General features: G+C 46.1%; 8 protein-coding genes. 6 read left to right on the top strand and 2 right to left on the bottom strand.

The window, feature by feature from the left end; genetic code table 11:
• Positions 1–329: 329 nt before the first annotated feature.
• Complete coding sequence (locus tag QUA33_RS05805) at positions 330–4,100, bottom strand: WD40 domain-containing protein (protein WP_333147228.1); 3,771 nt, start codon at positions 4,098–4,100, stop codon at positions 330–332.
• A gap of 298 nt (positions 4,101–4,398) precedes the next feature.
• Between QUA33_RS05805 and QUA33_RS05800 the strand changes: the two genes are divergently transcribed.
• Together QUA33_RS05800 and QUA33_RS05795 are read left to right on the top strand one after the other, a co-directional pair.
• A complete protein-coding gene (locus QUA33_RS05800; RefSeq protein ID WP_333147226.1) occupies positions 4,399–5,205 on the top strand; it encodes a calcium-binding protein in 807 nt (268 codons plus the stop codon).
• Between the two features lie 121 nt (positions 5,206–5,326).
• The gene (locus tag QUA33_RS05795; protein WP_333147224.1) at positions 5,327–6,142 is read left to right on the top strand and encodes a hypothetical protein; all 816 of its coding nucleotides are present in this window, start codon (positions 5,327–5,329) and stop codon (positions 6,140–6,142) included.
• Here the strand turns inward: QUA33_RS05795 and QUA33_RS05790 are convergent.
• Positions 6,139–7,491: an AAA-like domain-containing protein gene (locus QUA33_RS05790; protein ID WP_333147222.1), complete on the bottom strand. Its 1,353-nt coding sequence runs from the start codon at positions 7,489–7,491 to the stop codon at positions 6,139–6,141. The two genes, QUA33_RS05795 and QUA33_RS05790, sit on opposite strands and share 4 nt — an antisense overlap.
• 288 nt (positions 7,492–7,779) lie before the next feature.
• Here QUA33_RS05790 and QUA33_RS05785 point away from each other — a divergent pair, with 288 nt between their 5' ends.
• The 4 genes from QUA33_RS05785 to QUA33_RS05770 all read left to right on the top strand — a co-directional run bounded on the left by QUA33_RS05785 (position 7,780) and on the right by QUA33_RS05770 (position 16,619).
• Positions 7,780–11,889: a Calx-beta domain-containing protein gene (locus tag QUA33_RS05785; RefSeq protein ID WP_333147220.1), complete on the top strand. Its 4,110-nt coding sequence runs from the start codon at positions 7,780–7,782 to the stop codon at positions 11,887–11,889.
• A gap of 348 nt (positions 11,890–12,237) precedes the next feature.
• Positions 12,238–12,972, top strand: coding sequence for a calcium-binding protein (locus QUA33_RS05780; RefSeq protein ID WP_333147218.1), 735 nt, complete (start codon positions 12,238–12,240; stop codon positions 12,970–12,972).
• A gap of 71 nt (positions 12,973–13,043) precedes the next feature.
• Entirely contained in the window at positions 13,044–14,846 is a 1,803-nt protein-coding gene (locus QUA33_RS05775; RefSeq protein WP_333147216.1) for a serine hydrolase, read from the top strand.
• 522 nt (positions 14,847–15,368) lie between these two features.
• Positions 15,369–16,619 (top strand): alpha/beta hydrolase, encoded by a 1,251-nt coding sequence (locus QUA33_RS05770; protein WP_333147214.1) that lies wholly within the window; start codon positions 15,369–15,371, stop codon positions 16,617–16,619.
• Positions 16,620–17,247: the final 628 nt, after the last annotated feature.

The raw sequence follows: 17,247 nt of genomic DNA, 5'->3' as shown, positions 1-17,247 counted from the left end.
GTTTATTATCTCAAAAAAATAGCATTTTTGACAAGCAAAATGTCTCCCAAAGCAGAAATTTCTGTCAAACTACCTACAAAACAAACTTAAATACCCAGCTCTATCTTGGGCGCTTGTTTATACCAGTAAAAAAAGAATCCAACTGTAGGGTAGTGAACCAAACCCTTAGTTCATTAGTCGTTGCCAATTCTTTAAGATCAGGACTTACGCAACAGTCACAAGACTTTTAGGTATGTTGTGGCGCTCGGCTCGCTCTTAGGATATCAAATAGCGCTGAAGCGCAACAACATAGCTTTGTTTAACGATGCCCATTGTGTAAGTCCGGTTTTTTAAGGATTGCAGATTTCTGCGAGCGCTTTTTCTTCGGGATGATTAGCAATATAATTGCTCAGCCATTGGCAACTTAGTTTCATTAAACTATCTACATCAAGTTCCAAATTCCAGATTCTTAAAGTAGAATCATCGCTGGCAGAAACAAGAGTTTTACCGTCGGGACTGATGTTAACGTCATTAACTCGATCGCTATGTCCCTCAAAAGTTTGTAGGGGCAGCGCCTCCGATCCCGTTTGGCCGTCTGCTACATTCCACAGTTTAATTGTGCGATCGAAACTTGCAGATGCGATCGTTTTGCCGTCGGGACTGAAACTAATGCTTTTTACCCAAGTTCCGTGTGCTTTAATAGTTTTGAGTTCGATGCCTGTTTTTGCATTCCACAATTTAATGGTGCTGTCATCGCAAGCAGATGCTAAAATTTTGCCGTCGGGACTGAAACGGAGGCTGGTAATTCGGCTGTTATGGGCTCTCAGAATCCTTCTTGGAGTAGATTCTAAATTGTTTAAAGCCCAGAAATAGATTGTGCGATCGTTCCCTGCGGATGCTAAAGTTTTGCCATCGGGACTGAATGTGACACTTCTAACTCTTTCGAGATGTCCTGTAAAAGTTTTGATTTGGGCACCGCTTTCTAGATGCCACAATTTAACAGTTTTATCGACTCCTGCTGATGCTAAAATTTTACCGTCGGGACTGAAAACAACGCTATCAATTCCCCTCTGATGTCCTGAAAGAGTTTTGATTTCGGTGCCCGTTTCTAGGTTCCACAATTTAATAGTTTTATCGCTTCCTGCGGATGCTAAAATTTTGCCGTCAGGGGCGAAACTGACGCTGGTGACAGCACCTCGATGTCCTAGAAATGTTTTGATTTCGCTGCCGTTTTGTGCATTCCACAATTTAACAGTGCGATCGCTGCTACCGGAGGCAACTGTTTTGCCGTCGGGCGAGAAAGTCGCACTCAAAACCTGACGGCGGTGGCTTTCTAGAACTTTCGGTTCGATGCCGGTGAGGTTCCAGAGTCGTACCGTGCGATCGGTACCTGCCGTTGCCAAAGTGCGGCCGTCGGGACTGAAACTAAGGCTCGAAACCCTGCCGCTGTGTCCTTTGAGCGTTTGCGGCTCGATGTTTCCTAACTGCGATAAATTCCACAATTTGACGGTGCCGTCTTCGCTAGCGGTAGCCAGAGTTGGGGTGTTGCTGCCCCGAGGACTGAATTTGACGTTCCAGACTTCCCTGCTATCGGCTTGCAGGGTTTTGAGGAGAGTCAGCTTTTCGACATCCCACAGCTTGACTAAACCGTCTTCGCCAGCGGATGCTAGGGTTTTGCTGTCCTCGGAGAAACTGACACTTCTGACAGCATTGGTATGGCCCTTCAGCGTGGCAATTTCCGTTCCGTCTGCTGGATTCCAGAGTTTTACAGTGCGATCGCTACCCGAAGATGCGATCGCCCTCCCGTCCGGCGAAAAAGTGACGCTTGTTGCCCAGCCCCTATGTCCGGTAAAGGTTGTGAGCAAAGTGCCGTCTGCTGGATTCCAGAGTTTCACAGTGCCGTCGGAACCCGAAGATGCGATCGCCAATCCGTCGGGAGCAAAACTGACTCCTCTCACCCAGCCCCTATGCCCTGTAAGGGTTCTAATTTCTGTGCCGTTTTCGAGGTTCCAGAGTTTGATAGTAGCATCGTCACTAGCAGATGCGATCGTCTTGCCGTCAGGTGAGAAACTGACAGTCCAAATGTTGTCGCGGTGTCCGGTGAGGGTTCTGAGTAAGATGCCGTCTGGGTTCCAGAGTTTGACAGTATCGTCTTCGCTAGCGGATGCGAGGATTTTGCCATCGGGCGAGAAAACGACGTTTCTGAGGACAGCTTGGTGGCCGAGGAGCCGATCGCGCTCTCGGATGCTGTAAATTGCTTGTTGGAGGGCGATCGATACTTGCATTTTAGTTTCGGATTTGACCGGACTGAATGCCTCTAATTTTTTAAGTTTATGTGCTGCTTGCAGTGCTTCGATCAGTGCTGGAAAAGGGTTTGAGGCTAAAGTTGTCTTTGAGGACAAACTTTCGAGGACTATTTTAGTTTCTGCGAGTTCTCGATCGGCTTTAATTACTTGCAATTGTACGCCGATAGCTGCTGCTAAAGATATCCCTAAAATTGTCGAGCCGATCGCAATTATTTTTCTAGCTTGTTTTTTAGCTAACGTTAACTCTGTTTTAGCTTGATGCTGAGCCAGAGTTAAAGTTTCATTAGCTTGTGCCAATATTTGACTTTCCTCAGCTTGCAGTGCAAAAGCCAATTCAACTTCTCGCTTTTCCAAATCTTGAGATGCTGCTAAAAAGCGGTAATCCAAATGGCTTAAACTTTGATATTTAGCCCATTCCAAAGCTTCTTGCAGCGCCTGACCCCGCAGCAGCCGCGAATTATCCTCAAAATTGGCAGCATTCCAAGCATTAAAATTTTCTGAATAAGGTCGCAGCTTTCCTAACTGTTTTTCCACCCATTCAAGATTAAAAACTTCCGCATAAATTCGGTTATAAACTTTTAGTTTTCCGTGCTGTTGCACCACTAAACCTGACAGTCGCAATTCCGTTTGTTCGGGACTGCCATCAGCAATCACCCCCCCCAGCCCCCCCTTGCTAAGGGGGGGAGCAAGAGTGGCTATGTCTTCCTCTGCCAGGGGTGAAGTAGCAGCATTTAGCCCCCCCTTGCTAAGGGGGGGTTGGGGGGGGTTGGCCGATTGCAAGATTTGCTGGTAAAGCCCCAATAACTGCCCCGCTTTTTGCTGATTTCTCAAAAGTCGATCGCGAATAGTTTTCAAATGTTCAGGCTCATCCTGAGACTCCCAATTCTCCACAATCCGCAACTTCACCAACCCCTCAACTCCGTCCTCCTGTGTGGAACAGGCATCCTGCCTGTCTGTGGGGGTGGAACAGGCATCCTGCCTGTCTTTCTCAGCGTCCTCTGCGCCTCTGCGGTTAACTTTCTTCAACTCCTTTTCCAGCATTAACTTGCACAGCTTTTGCGTCAAAAAAGGTTGTCCCCCCGTCCAATCCAAAATATCTGCGATCGCACTTTCAGGATTGGCAACTTGCCCCTGCCAACCATTAATTAAAGGCTGCACTTCATCAATCTGAAAACCGCGTAAATTGATCGCCTTACCAATATTAAAAGGAGTTTGAGTTTTATCAGCAATCAAATCCGAAGGCGTCGCCACCCCCAACAGCGCAAAAGTCAAACGCCGGTACAGAGGATTGTCAACTCTTTGATTGTAAAACCAGCGAATCAGAGCAAAAAACTCATCAGCCGAAAAATTCATGCTCAATACTCGATCGATCTCGTCAATAAAAATAACTATATTTTGGGAAATTTCAACTAAAATAACTTCTTCGATAAACAAACTAAACCGCTGGACGGGAGATAACAAGTCCCGGCGTTCGCGCCACCAATTCCGCCAATTAATTTTATTACCTAGCTGACAGCTACTGACCAAAGAATTGACAATGCCTGCATACCACTTTTCGGGAGTTACATCTTCCTTGCCAATCCCAGTTAAATCGATAAAAGCGCACACAGTACCTTCAGCTTGCAATTTTTGCATCGCCCGCACCCGCAAACTAGATTTGCCCATTTGCCGCGAATTCAAAACGTAACAAAACTCACCCGCTTTCAAACTTTCGTAAAAGTCCCAGTCTGCTTGTCGCGTCACGTAACTCGACGCATCTGCGGGGAGACTCCCGCCAATCTGATATTCATAACTAACTGGAGATTCTTTCATCATTGCTTGCACCAAAATCTAGATTTGATTGTACGATCGCAAACCTGACTATGTAGAGATTTAGCAAAAAACCTGATTTTTGCTGATTTTGATGATGCTTTGTCAGGCTGCACCTGATTTTTTCCGATAAATTCCGAGTGCGAAGATATTTATCAATTCCTATAATACCTGATTTTATCACCATTGCAGTTCAATAGTTTTACGAAGAAACTGATAACAGAAAGCGAAAGGTGCAGCAAACAAATACAAACACTTAGCGCTTTGACAAACTCAGAATACACTCATAAATAGGATTACTACCATGACAGAACTTAGAACGATCGCCGATGCTAACATTTCTACCCTGAGATTTGGTTTAATTGAAAACTTGACCGACGTTCCACGGAGAGAAACCGATGGCGATCCGAATCCCAGTAAATCTCCTTTTATTGAAGACTTTACCGATGTTCCCCGGACAGAAGACGATGGTAATCCAATGGTAGAAATACGTGAAGTAATCGCCGCAGATAGCAACTCTACTAACACCTTATTCGGCAGCATCGATAAAATCACTGGCTTACCCAATGACAACATACAGGGAACGCCAGGAAACGACTACCTAGTAGGAAAGCATTACAAGGACGATGCCATCTTTGGCGGTGGCGGTGCAGATACACTCAAAGGCCTTGACGGTGACGACTTCCTATTTGGCGGTACTGGCAACGATCAAGTCTATGGCGGTGGCGATTCCGATTGGCTAGAAGGGAATAGCGGCAACGATTTTCTTGTTGGTCACGCCAATGGTGACGGATACGATTATTATGAAGTTGATACCTTAATTGGCGGTTCCGGAGCCGATACATTCTCGCTAGTTATCGACGGCCCAGAGTTTGAAGTTCCTTATTTAGATGGCTTAGGCGAGCACGCTTATGCAATTATTCGGGACTTTAAGAAAGCCGATGGAGATGCAATTTTGATGGTCGGTCAAAAGCAAGACTACGAATTTGTATCGGGATACTACAATTACGGCAATGACTCTCTGAAAGACACAAAAATATTTTATCAAGGTGACATGATTGCCGTAGTTTCGGACACAATGACTGCGGATTTAACCCTGTCATTCGTCTAATTATCTCTGTATGGCGCTGCACACCTTCCACTTCGCTCCGCCCATTCTGGGCGTGTCAACTTAAGGCAAAAAACCCCGCTTGCCTGCGGTTGGAAACCGCTCGTCTGGGTGCAAGTCGAATGTGGCGACGCCCGTCATCGAACTTGCACCCTTGCCTACACAAACAAAATTCATCTACGTGGGTTTCGCTCAATCTCTACGCCCTAATTTTGAAGAACAAGGAGCAACTGAAATGGCAATTATTAATGGAACCCCTTTCAATGACGACGATACCTTCAATAACGGTCAATTCCGACCCAAGTTAGTTGGTAAAGATCCTGAATGGATGCAAGGCCCCAATGGCCCTGTATTAACGCTGGGATCTGACACAATCTATGGTGATGCAGGAAGCGATATATTGTTGGGTCTTGGTGGAAATGACTATCTAGATGGTGGGTCTAACAACGACGTTCTCGATGGTGGCGCTGGTAATGACACTTTATATGGCGGCGTTGGCTACGACTATCTAGTTGGCGGCCCTGGTAACGATCTGCTGATTGGCGGTACTTTAGACGATGCTTTACTTGGCGGTACGGGCAACGACATTCTATACGGCGGAAGCGGTAACGATAAACTTACTGGTTTCGGCTTTGGGCAAAATGAATTCGACACCCTCACGGGTGACATTGGAAAGGATACCTTCGTGTTGGGTGACGCAAATAGCGTTTACTACCTCGGAAATGGCTACGCCACAATTACGGACTTTAGTTTAGCTCAAACCGATAAAATCCAAATCAAAGGCCTTTTCAATTATGATTACTCCCTTGGGCTTGGCAACTGGGAAGGTAGCAATGCCCAAGACACTGGAATCTTCTACAAGGGTGATTTGATTGGTGTTGTGCAAGACCAAAATATTACCAATGTCAACCCCACTCAGGTGTTCATCTCCGCTTTTTAACCTAAAACGCGGCAGAAATACTCGCGGTACAAATTGCAACGCGGCATGACATAATTGTTTTGCCGCCGCACAATTCCCATGCTGTGCAATTTGTAAATTTGCATTGAATCTAATTCAACTGGTTCGGCCGAATTAACAACTTTTTTCAAAGCTAAAGCTAATTCTGGGTTGTGTTGCAGTATTTCCAAATGCTTCCGCAAATGACTGCTGTAAATTCCTGATTCTGATGCCGCATTTTTTAATAACTGAGTTAATGAGATTTTGCCACAACTAATCTCATACATTGCCAATCTTACTAAATAAGGATGTCCGCCGATCGCACTTATTAACTCTCGCAACTGCCCCTCCTCCCATTCCAAGCCGTGCAGCCGAGCTAAATCGTGAATTTGCTGGCTGTCAAACTCCAGCAACTCAACGGGAACCCCCGCATTAAACGGAGATTGATTCATGTCCAAAGGAATATAAACTTCCGTAGAATGCGCCATTACCAACCGCAGCTTTTTCCAAATATCCGAAATTTTGGCTTTTTCGTGCCAGCTTCGCAGCATCCCCAGAAAATCTTCAACTACTTCGGTGTAGGGAAATAGGCGATCGACTTCATCCAACCCCAAAACCAGAGGCGTTTCTGTTGCCACCAGCAAATACTCTTCAAAGTAAACCGTACAGTTATCGTTGCTGCCCAAAATATCGGTATCCCAATACTCGTTTAATTTGTTTTCTAACTTTAACTGTCGGCTTACCATCAAACACAACCAGCGCAGAAACTTATCAAGATTTGTTAATATTCCTCGGTCGGCGGCGCTCAAATCGAGATAAACTGCGTGATAATTTTCCCCAACAGCGCCAGCTAAAATTCGGTTCATCAGTGAAGTTTTGCCCATCATCTCCGGTGCTTTAATCCGAATCAGCGAACCGGGTTTTACAACTGTCTCGCAGCATAAAGATTCAATGTTGCAACGCTCCACATAAAAAGGAGAATCTAATGATACCGAGCCTTCGGGAAACTGCAAATTTGCCGCAGTCAGTGGTTGTAAGAGCAGGTTGGTGTTAATATATTGAGTGGACTCTTGCGATGCAAATCTCCTCAGAGCTTCTTTAAAATTTTTCTTCGTAATTTTTTCTGCTAAGGCTTCTGAAAGCTTGTGCCACAATTTATTGCCGACATCTTTGTTGAGGTATTCAGCACTGTAGCCGTAAGTTTTGGCGATTTCATCGTAACTTTTGCCTTCCCAGGAACCTTGAAGGACTTTCATTTCGATGTCGCTGAGATGTTTGCCGGTGTTTTGAGCAAAAATGCGATCGGCAGATTCTTTGGTTTTGCTCCAAGAGAATTCTAATTCTGAGTTCATGGGATTGACGGGTAAGTACCCATATACGTAAGTATGCAGATGCTTGCAAGAGAGCAGTTGTTCCTGCACTGGAAAGTTACCCTGACTTTTCCCTATTTTAACTCATTTAACCTGAGTTTTTACTGTCAGTCCTTGTAGAAACACCTGATTTTACTCCCCTGGTCGCTTTTGTTCTTAGAAAATAAACTGGTTTAGAAGCAAGTTGATTGCCGAGCCCGATCGCAATTATCGATCGCCTCACCAACAATAGCCGAACCTCGCCAACACCAGGGTATAAGGAGAAAAATTATGGCTGCTACCATTACCGTTAATAGCACAGATGACTCCAATATCAGAAATGCCGTCCTCACCCTCAGAGAGGCAATTCTGGTTGCGAATGGCACTCTGAATGTTCCTGCTTTGACAGTGGCAGAACAAGCACAGATTAACGGTACTGTCGGTACTGCGGCCGATCGCGACACGATCGCCTTTAATATCGGGGCGATCGGTTCTCAGCAATTAATTCAGCCTTTATCCGCACTGCCGCCGATCTCCGATCCAGCGATCGTCGATGGTTGGAGTCAAGGCGGCGCGGGCTATAACGGTTTGCCACTGGTGGAACTCAGCGGCAACCTCCCCGGATTTGCGATGGTCGGACTTGATATCACTGCTGGGAACAGTACCGTGCAAGGTTTAGCAATCAACAGATTTGACTTGGCAGGCATCCGCTTGCAAACCAATGGCGGCAATGCGATCGTCAGCAACCACATCGGCACGGATCTTGCGGGTACGATCGATCGGGGCAACCGCAGGGGGATCTGGATTGATGGCGTTCCAGATAATCGGATCGAGAACAACTTAATCTCTGGCAACGACAATTTAAATGTCGGGGTTGGCATCGAGATTTCCGGCATCGCTGCGCGCAACAACCAAGTAATCGGCAACCGTATTGGCACTGATGTTACTGGTACTGTTGCGATCGGCAACTACGCTGGCATCAGCATCCGCAATGCGCCTGAAAACTTGATTCAGGACAACCTGATTTCTGGCAATGGGGGCCTTGGTGGCGGAATTGGGATTAACGGCCCAACTGCCAATCAAAATCGAGTTGTCGGCAACCTCATCGGTACTGATATCACGGGTAATGTAGCGCTAGGAAACACTATCTATGGCATCTCTATTGGCAGCGCTTCTAACAATATTATCGGCGGAACGACGCCTCAAGAACGCAATATCATTTCTGGCAGTCAGACTGCGGGTATTTTTTTTGCAATAGCGCCCACACTTTTAGGCGAACCTTCAGGCGGTGTAGCTGCGACAAACCGAGTTGTCGGCAACTATATCGGCACAAATATCAGCGGTACTGTCGCTTTGGGAAATCCGGTCGGCGTCTTTATCGCTGCTGGCGAAAGTAACATCATCGGTGGCACGACACCGCAAGAAGGCAATGTCATTTCCGGCAATCAAATGGGCGTCTATCTTAATAGCAACGAGGTCACTAACAACCGCGTTATCGGCAATTATATTGGCACGCAAGCTGACGGCAGCACTCCTTTACCCAATACTTTGTACAGCAACGTCATAGCTTTAGATACAGGTGTGAATAACCGCATCGGCGGTACCGCTGCAGGGGAAGGCAACACGATCGCATTTAGCGGTAGCAGCGGCATTCAAGTGACCGGTGGCAACGGTTTGGCAATTTTAGGCAATTCTATCTTTTCTAATAATGGTTTAGGCATCGATCTCGATAACGATGCCGATCCCTTAACTAGCGACGGCGTTACTCCAAACGACTTGGGAGACGGAGATACAGGCGGCAACGGCTTGCAAAATTTCCCGGTGTTAACCTCGGCAACTGCTAGTAACGGCAACATTACTATTAGCGGCACTCTCAACAGCATTCCCAATACGAATTTCCGCGTCGAATTTTTTGACAATACTGTTCTAGATCCCAGCGGTAACGGCGAAGGACAAACTTATCTCAACTTTGTTAATCTCATAACTGATGCTGCTGGCAATGCTAATTTTATATCGCCGCCTTTAACTGCAACGGGGGCGATCGTCGCTACTGCTACTAACTTAACAACTAACGGTACTTCGGAATTTTCTCAACCTTCCCCCGGCTTACTGCAATTTAGCAATCCCGCTTACACTGTGAATGAAAACGGTACAGTTGTAGGTACTGCGATTACCGTCAATCGCATCGGTGGTAATAAAGGTGCAGTTGGGGCAACGCTGACGCTGACGGATGGTACTGCTGCTGCTGCTGACTACACCAATACGCCGATCGCAATTAACTTTGCCGCCGGCGATACGACACCAAAAATTGTTACTATTCCGATCGCCGATGACGCGATCGACGAAGCTGACGAAACGGTTAATTTATCTCTAACTAATCCAACGGGAAATGCTACAGTTGGCGATCTATACAACAAAGCAGTTTTGACAATTGCAGATAACGATAACCCTCCAACTGTCAGCATCGCCCCCGCCACGATTAACCAAGCTGAAGGCAATACAGGCACAACTGCCTACAACTACACCGTTAGCCTCTCCAATGCTTCTGGTTTGCCCATTACTGTTAACTACAAGACAGATGACACTACTGCTACTACGGGCGATCTCGACTACGAAGATAATGACGGTAATCTCATCTTTAATCCATCAGAAGCGCTAACAAAAACGATCGCTGTAATTGTTAACGGCGACACCAAATTCGAGGCGAATGAAACTTTCAGCGTTACCCTCAACAACGCCACCAACGCCACCATCGATCCCGCCGCCAACCAAAGTACGGGCATTATTGTCAATGATGATAGTGATGACTCTAATCCCACTCCGACAGAAACTCCGACACCAAAACCAACTCCGACAGAAACTCCGACACCAACACCAACGCCAACTCCGACAGAAACTCCGACACCAACACCAACGCCAACTCCGACAGAAACTCCGACACCAACACCAACTCCGACAGAAACTCCGACACCAACACCAACACCGACAGAAACTCCGACACCAACACCAACACCGACAGAAACTCCGACACCAACACCAACTCCGACAGAAACTCCGACACCAACACCAACACCAACTCCGACAGAAACTCCGACACCAACGCCAACTCCGACAGAAACTCCGACACCAACGCCAACTCCGACAGAAACTCCGACAGAAACTCCGACACCAACGCCAACTCCGACAGAAACTCCGACACCAACGCCAACACCAACTCCGACAGAAATTCCGACAGAAATTCCCCCAAAAATTCCGACACCGACAGAAATTCCGGCAGAAACGCCAACACCGACTCCGACACCAATTCCGACAGAAACGCCAACACCAATTCCGACTCCAATTCCGACACCAATTCCCGCAGAAACACCAATTCCGACAGAAACGCCAACACCAACTCCGACACCAATTCCGACAGAAACGCCAACACCAACGGCAATTCCCACAGAAGTTCCCACAGCAATTCCTGCTGAGATTCCCACAGCAACTCCGACACCGACTGAAATTCCGACACAAGATTGCCCTTGTAACTCTCTATCCCTCCCAAATCTCAACCAACCCAATCCTGTAGAAAAGGTAGTTGTGAATAGTACGATCGATCTACCCCTAACAGGTACTGCTAGCAATGAGACATTCGACGGCAGCAGCAGCGAGGATTATTTCCAGGCAAAAGAAGCTAACGATAACCTGTTTGGCGGCGAAGGAAATGACTTCTTAAACGGTAACGAAGGCAACGACTTTATCTCTGGTGGAACGGAACATGACTTGCTTTTTGGTGGCAAGAATCAAGACATTATTCTTGGTAATGAAGGAAGAGATACATTATGTGGAAATCGAGGAGAAGATTGGCTAAATGGCGGAGAGGATAGCGACTTCATTCACGGCAACGAAGACTCGGATTTTTTAGATGGGGGCAAAGGAAACGATTTCTTATTGGGAGGTAAGGATAGAGATTTAATTTTAGGCAGTGAAGGCAACGATACTCTGTTGGGAAATTTAGGTGACGATACTGCCTGTGGTGGCGGTGGCAACGATTACTTGCTGGGTGATGAAAATAACGATTTACTTGATGGCTGTGAAGGAAATGATACGATTTGGGGAGGAAAAGACAATGATACCATCTTTGGGGGAGCGGGAGACGACTTTTTAAGCGGCGATTTGGGAGATGATTATTTAATTGGAGGAAGTGGGAACGATCGTTTTCTGGTTGGGGCTGATTCAGGGATGGATATCATTCGAGATTTTGAACCCGGAAAAGATGCGATCGCCCTTAGTAGAGGTTTGACTTCCTCTCAAATGTCAATTACTCAAGCCAACAGCGACACCTTAATCCGCTTGACAGCAACCGGTCAAATTTTAGCTACTCTCAATAACGTATCAGGACTGACACAACTAGGATATTAAAATTGGTTTGTAGTTGCGCTTGGCGGTTGAGAAACCGGGTTTTTTTACGAAAATACGCAGGTTGTGACCCGCAGATTCGGTAAAAAACCCGGTTTCTTTGGTGAGAGTGCGTCCAGGACTGACCTAAAAAGTACGATCGCCCACCTGACTTTTTCCAACTTTAATATTTTTAGTACCTGATTTTTTCGGATATATCATTGCCAAACACCATTTTTTAGGATTTTAAATTACCTGATTTTATTCCCATTGCCGCTCACTCGATTTGAGAACAAACTGGTTTACATAGAACAAATTGCTTGAGTCGCAATTCCTATTGCACCAAGTCCACAACAACAAGGATCAACAAAAATGTCATCAGTTATCAACGGTACTCAATTCGACGACAACAACACTGTCAACGGCAACGGTCAATTCCACAAATCCTTAGTTGGAGACGATTGGACGATCGACGGTCAAGGTCAAATTCAGATTGCAAATGATACAATCTACGGCTATCAAGGCAATGATATCTTATCAGGTCGCGGCGGAGATGACATCCTCTATGGCGGCTTCGGCAGCGACAAGTTAAATGGCGACGCCGGCAACGATAAATTATACGGCGAAGCTGGCGAAGATTTCCTATACGGAGGCAGCGGTAAAGATACGCTATCGGGAGGGCTTCACAACGATTATCTATTCGGAGGAAGCGGCAAAGATTATCTCATCGGCGGCGACGGCAGCGATTACCTTGACGGTGCTAATTTTTCTGGGGCTGGTAACGGTATAGGCGCAGGTAGCGAATCCGATTCTCTCGCCGGCGGTGCGGGAGCAGACACATTTGTACTTGGCAACGTTAATAACGTTTACTACCTGGGAACTGGCCATGCTACAATTACGGATTTTACATTAGGTCAAGATAAAATCCAAATTAAAGGTAATTTAGCGGACGGCTATTCCCTTAAAATCGGCGATTGGAACGGCAACAATGTTCAAGATACTGGTATCTTCTACCAGGATAATTTGATTGGCGTTGTACAAAGCACAAACTTAACTAATGTCAACCCAAATCAAGTATTCTTGTCGGCGCCTCCTATCCCTCAATAGCCTTAATTATCAATGTCAAAGGGCGGGTAGCATAGCACCGCCCTACTTTTTTAAATCGGGAGTTATTTATCATGAAAAGTGCGAATTGTCCCCAAAAAATCAACAGACTTTTCTACACAAGTTTGACTTTGATTTCAGCTATCCTCTTAGGAGGGTTGGGAAAGCTTTCCGAGTCCAACAACAACACAGCTTTAGCGCAAGAAAACATCCCCATTAGCGGTAGCGGTGACGCGCAACTCCAGCCGATTTTGCAATCCCTAACAGAATTCATGCGCCACCGCTGCGTCGGTGCGGCCGTACTCGGTGTTTCTGTTAAAGGTAAACCCGTCGGCGTGTGGGGTCTCGGCCGCATGAAAGGCAGACCTACTAATAACTGGAATCCGGCTTGTGGCGACGATATGCAGGCTCCTCTGGCTCCCCCAGTCGCGGCAGATACCCCCATGCGTATGGGCAGTATCAGCAAGCCTGTTACCTTTGCAATGGTGCGCTGGGCGCTTAAACAGACGGCGCGCGATCGGGCAGGCTTAGAACTTACTGACGACCAAATTGAAGGGATGAAATTGTTCGATCCACAGCATTATCCGCCGCTAATTCCCGGTTTGAATACACAATATCCAGTAGCGATTATCCCTGAAAAATTGCACGCCGTATTTTCGGGAAAAGTCAAATTTCCCGTTCTCGTGAAAGACAAAAACTGTGCCAATCTCAACACGGAATTTGCAGACAAACAGTGGCAAAACGTCACCCTCGGACACTTATTATCGCACCGCTCGGGACTTCAGCGGAGCGCGCCCAGATACGGTCAAGATATGATTGCAAATTTGCCAGTGCTTCGCAATCTGAAAACAGCAGCCGATTTCCAAGCACAAGAACAGCTACTTGTCAGCGAATGGGGCAGCAAATCTGTCAGTTCAGCAAAAAATCAACTCGGCATTTCTCCTAGCGCGGGCTATTTTTTGCCGAGTCCTACTTTAACAGAAACTATGCAGGTTTTGGCAGGGCGATGCCTTCAGTATCCTCTCGGTCAATATCACTATTCCAATACCAGTCCCGCATTTCCTACGCTTATTTTGCAGCAGCTTATAGCTTCCGGCAGCTATGCTGCTAAAATGGGTAAACCAGCAACTCATCAAGGTTCGGCTTTGGAGGTTTTCTTCAAAACCGAGTTAGGAATTTCTACTGCGGCTGACCGGGGAATTTTCATGAGCCAAGAAGTAGAAAATATTGGCGATCGCGAGCCAAAAAAACGGCATTGGAACGGAAAAATCTACTATTGGCAGGGATGGGATTTGAAGCGTCCGCACTGCATCTGGAAGGGTAGCTTCTGCGATTTTGCTACTTGGCTAAATCCGAAGCCGGGGAGAATAAATTGGTCTTGGAATTTAAGCCAAGTTCCGTTTAGCAGCAGAAACACTGATTTGAGTCCTGGCACGGGTTCGCTAGCTGCAGAAGCTGAAGTTTTCCTCAAATTTATGTCACAATATTGGGTGGGCGGTTATGAAAATAACCCCCGCATCGGAGAAAAGCGAAATAATGTTTGGAATCGATATACGGCGCACAACGGAGCGCTTGACGGTACTCATGCTTGGGCAATCCAGTTAGGGGGAAATACCAATCCGAAAGAGTGGAAATTGCCCCCGGTGGATGATAACGGTCGCATCCTTGATGATTTTGCTAATTTGAAGATGTATGCGGGTGTGTTGCCGGAGGGAGTCGATGTTTTTGTGGCTGTGAATCAAAGGGCGGACAAGAAATGTGTTGAGGCTAAAGGTTACAATTGTGGGGATGCTTACGGAATGTTGAATAATTTTATTTTGTACGGTGTTTCTCAGGTGAATTGGAATCTAGTTGCACCTCGTGCAGTTGAAAAATAAAATTTATATCCTGTCGTCACGGCAGTTTATCCTATTCATTTTAACCGCTAAAAAAGCTATTGACGCAGATTATAAGTTGCTCCACCTAATTCAACAGAATTAGAGCTGCTGATAAGCTGTAGGTATCTAAATTGTATTTTTTTGGCAGGCGGGAGACACCACAAGAATTTCGTCAAGGTTGACTATCAACTTTAGATGCGTGTTAGCTTACCAGTAAAAAAATGCAATTTTATAAAAAACTCTAACCCGGCGAGTCACAAGTCACTCCTAATGCTTGAATCTAAAACTTATTTCCAATTATCAAAATTTATGCAAGAGTGATGTAAGAAATCGTTTGCCAAATATTTATCCTGTTTGGGGTGCAAGGCTATTAGATTATTTTTAACTACTTAGGTGTTAAATCAATGCTTTTTTGGTAATCTACTTTTAGGCAATATTTGTTAAAGTCTCAGTGTCATTCTAGCCTATGTTAGGGCGATGGTATTAGTTTAAACTGATTAAAAATTAGGCTGCGAAAATCCGATGATCCAGAAGAAGAACCGCAAAAAGTTACCCTTATTGGCAGGATTCTTAGTCTTGCCATTTATTTCTTGGTTCCTGAGTACGATCGCCCTATTTCTCAGTCTCTGGGTCATCGTACCAGCACCCGCGATGTTCCTGTACCCTTTGGCGGTGGGAGCACCAGAAATCAGTCCTTGGTTGGTCGGTATCAATACGATCGCCCTTCTGCTGAACTTGCTCAGACGGCATCAAGGCAAAGTCTACATTATTTTGTCAATTTGTAACCTGTTCGCCCTCATCCTGGGCCTGCTACCCCTGATGCAGTTCCCAGCAGCCAATGCAGCCATAGCTACCCAAATGCAAGCTGTTCTAGGGGAAAACTATTTAGCAGCCGTTCCTCAAGCCGATCGCGCGCAGCTACGCCCTCAACCGTTTATTCTCGCAGATGCGTTCCGAGGAATTCCCATCAGAGACGTTAGGATCGATCGGGCTATTGTATTTGCCAACCCTGACGGAGTTTCACTGCAACTAAACCTTTATCGGCCGATGCAAATTGGCAAATATCCAGCGATTATCACACTCTACGGGGGAGCTTGGCAAAGAGGAAATCCCGATTCCAATGAAGAATTCAGCCGCTATATGGCAGCCCAAGGCTATTGTGTGGTTGCAATTGATTACCGCCACGCTCCCAAGTATCGATTTCCTGCTCAGCTTGAGGACGTACAAGCCGCTCTTTCCTATATCAAAACTCACGCTGGTGATTGGTCCATCGATCTCGATCGCATTGCTCTCATGGGAAGGTCTGCAGGTGCCCATTTAGCAATGCTAACTGCTTATGATTCTAGTGTGCTTCCAGTTCGAGCAGTGGTGAATTATTACGGGCCAAATGACCTGATCCGGGGATACAATGACCCACCTTTTCCTGATGCCATAAATGTTCGAGCCGTCTTGCGCGCCTTTCTGGGAGGAACGCCAGACGAACTCAACGAGCTTTACCGTCGGGCTTCTCCCATAAATTATATTAAACCCAATCTTCCGCCTTCTCTACTGGTTTATGCAGGTCGCGACCATATCGTTCAGCCCAAGTTTGGTCGATCGCTCTACCAACGATTGCGAGCCGCGGGCGATCCGGTTATTTTGCTCGAAATTCCTTGGGCTGAACACGCTTTTGATGCAGTTTTTAATGGCCCGAGCAATCAATTAGCTTTGTACTACACAGAACGCTTTTTAGCTCATGCTCTGAAGTCTTCGGATTACCAACGAGTTAACTAAAAATTATCAACTTACTCATTTATGCTCAATAAACTGCGGCTATAACAGTTTAATAAGTTCCCAAATCTCCTAAAGATTTCTACGGCTAATTGTCGCACCAATTTTTAGAAGAGTTGCAAGACTTTATTTATCATATAGCGGTTCGATCGCGTGGTGAGGTATGCCCTATGCCCTATGCCCTATGCCCTATGCGAGTACGATCGCCCTCAGTTTCAGCGCCCCGCGTCCTGTTACACTGACATCCTGCGGTTGTGTGCGATCCGTGCGATCGACCTTTCTGAAAAAAACCTAAAATTCTGTAGCCTGCGATACATTTATTTGGTTAATGATTGTTTAAACTCTCCAAGTGTAGATTGTGTACTCTCCATAATTCTCCAAAACCCCTAAACGAGTGCGTTGTTTGCTGGACTGCGATTTATCGATCGTCGAACCGTTAAAAACCATAAGTAGTTTTGACCTGAATTCATCGGAATTGATTCGCACAAAATTTTTGAGCTGACCGGGGTGAAGATTAGTTACTAAATCTGTGCAGCGCAGACATCTATCATGTTGACTCAAATTAGTACAGGCTCTTGTCATCTATTTTATTGCTGCTAATAACCGAAATCCAACCGCATCTCACACTGGA

The organism is Microcoleus sp. Pol14D4 (assembly GCF_036701245.1).
GTDB lineage: Bacteria > Cyanobacteriota > Cyanobacteriia > Cyanobacteriales > Microcoleaceae > Microcoleus.
Note: the sequence above shows the minus strand (reverse complement) of the source record. Positions and strands in the feature narration are given on the sequence as shown.

What these genes read in the sequence shown, in the direction of transcription:
- QUA33_RS05785 (WP_333147220.1), top strand. Translation starts at nt 7,780, where the DNA reads ATGGCTGCTACCATTACCGTTAATAGCACAGATGACTCCAATATCAGA.
- QUA33_RS05770 (WP_333147214.1), top strand. Translation starts at nt 15,369, where the DNA reads ATGATCCAGAAGAAGAACCGCAAAAAGTTACCCTTATTGGCAGGATTC.
- QUA33_RS05775 (WP_333147216.1), top strand. Translation starts at nt 13,044, where the DNA reads ATGAAAAGTGCGAATTGTCCCCAAAAAATCAACAGACTTTTCTACACA.
- QUA33_RS05805 (WP_333147228.1), bottom strand. Translation starts at nt 4,100, where the DNA reads ATGATGAAAGAATCTCCAGTTAGTTATGAATATCAGATTGGCGGGAGT.
- QUA33_RS05780 (WP_333147218.1), top strand. Translation starts at nt 12,238, where the DNA reads ATGTCATCAGTTATCAACGGTACTCAATTCGACGACAACAACACTGTC.
- QUA33_RS05800 (WP_333147226.1), top strand. Translation starts at nt 4,399, where the DNA reads ATGACAGAACTTAGAACGATCGCCGATGCTAACATTTCTACCCTGAGA.
- QUA33_RS05790 (WP_333147222.1), bottom strand. Translation starts at nt 7,491, where the DNA reads ATGAACTCAGAATTAGAATTCTCTTGGAGCAAAACCAAAGAATCTGCC.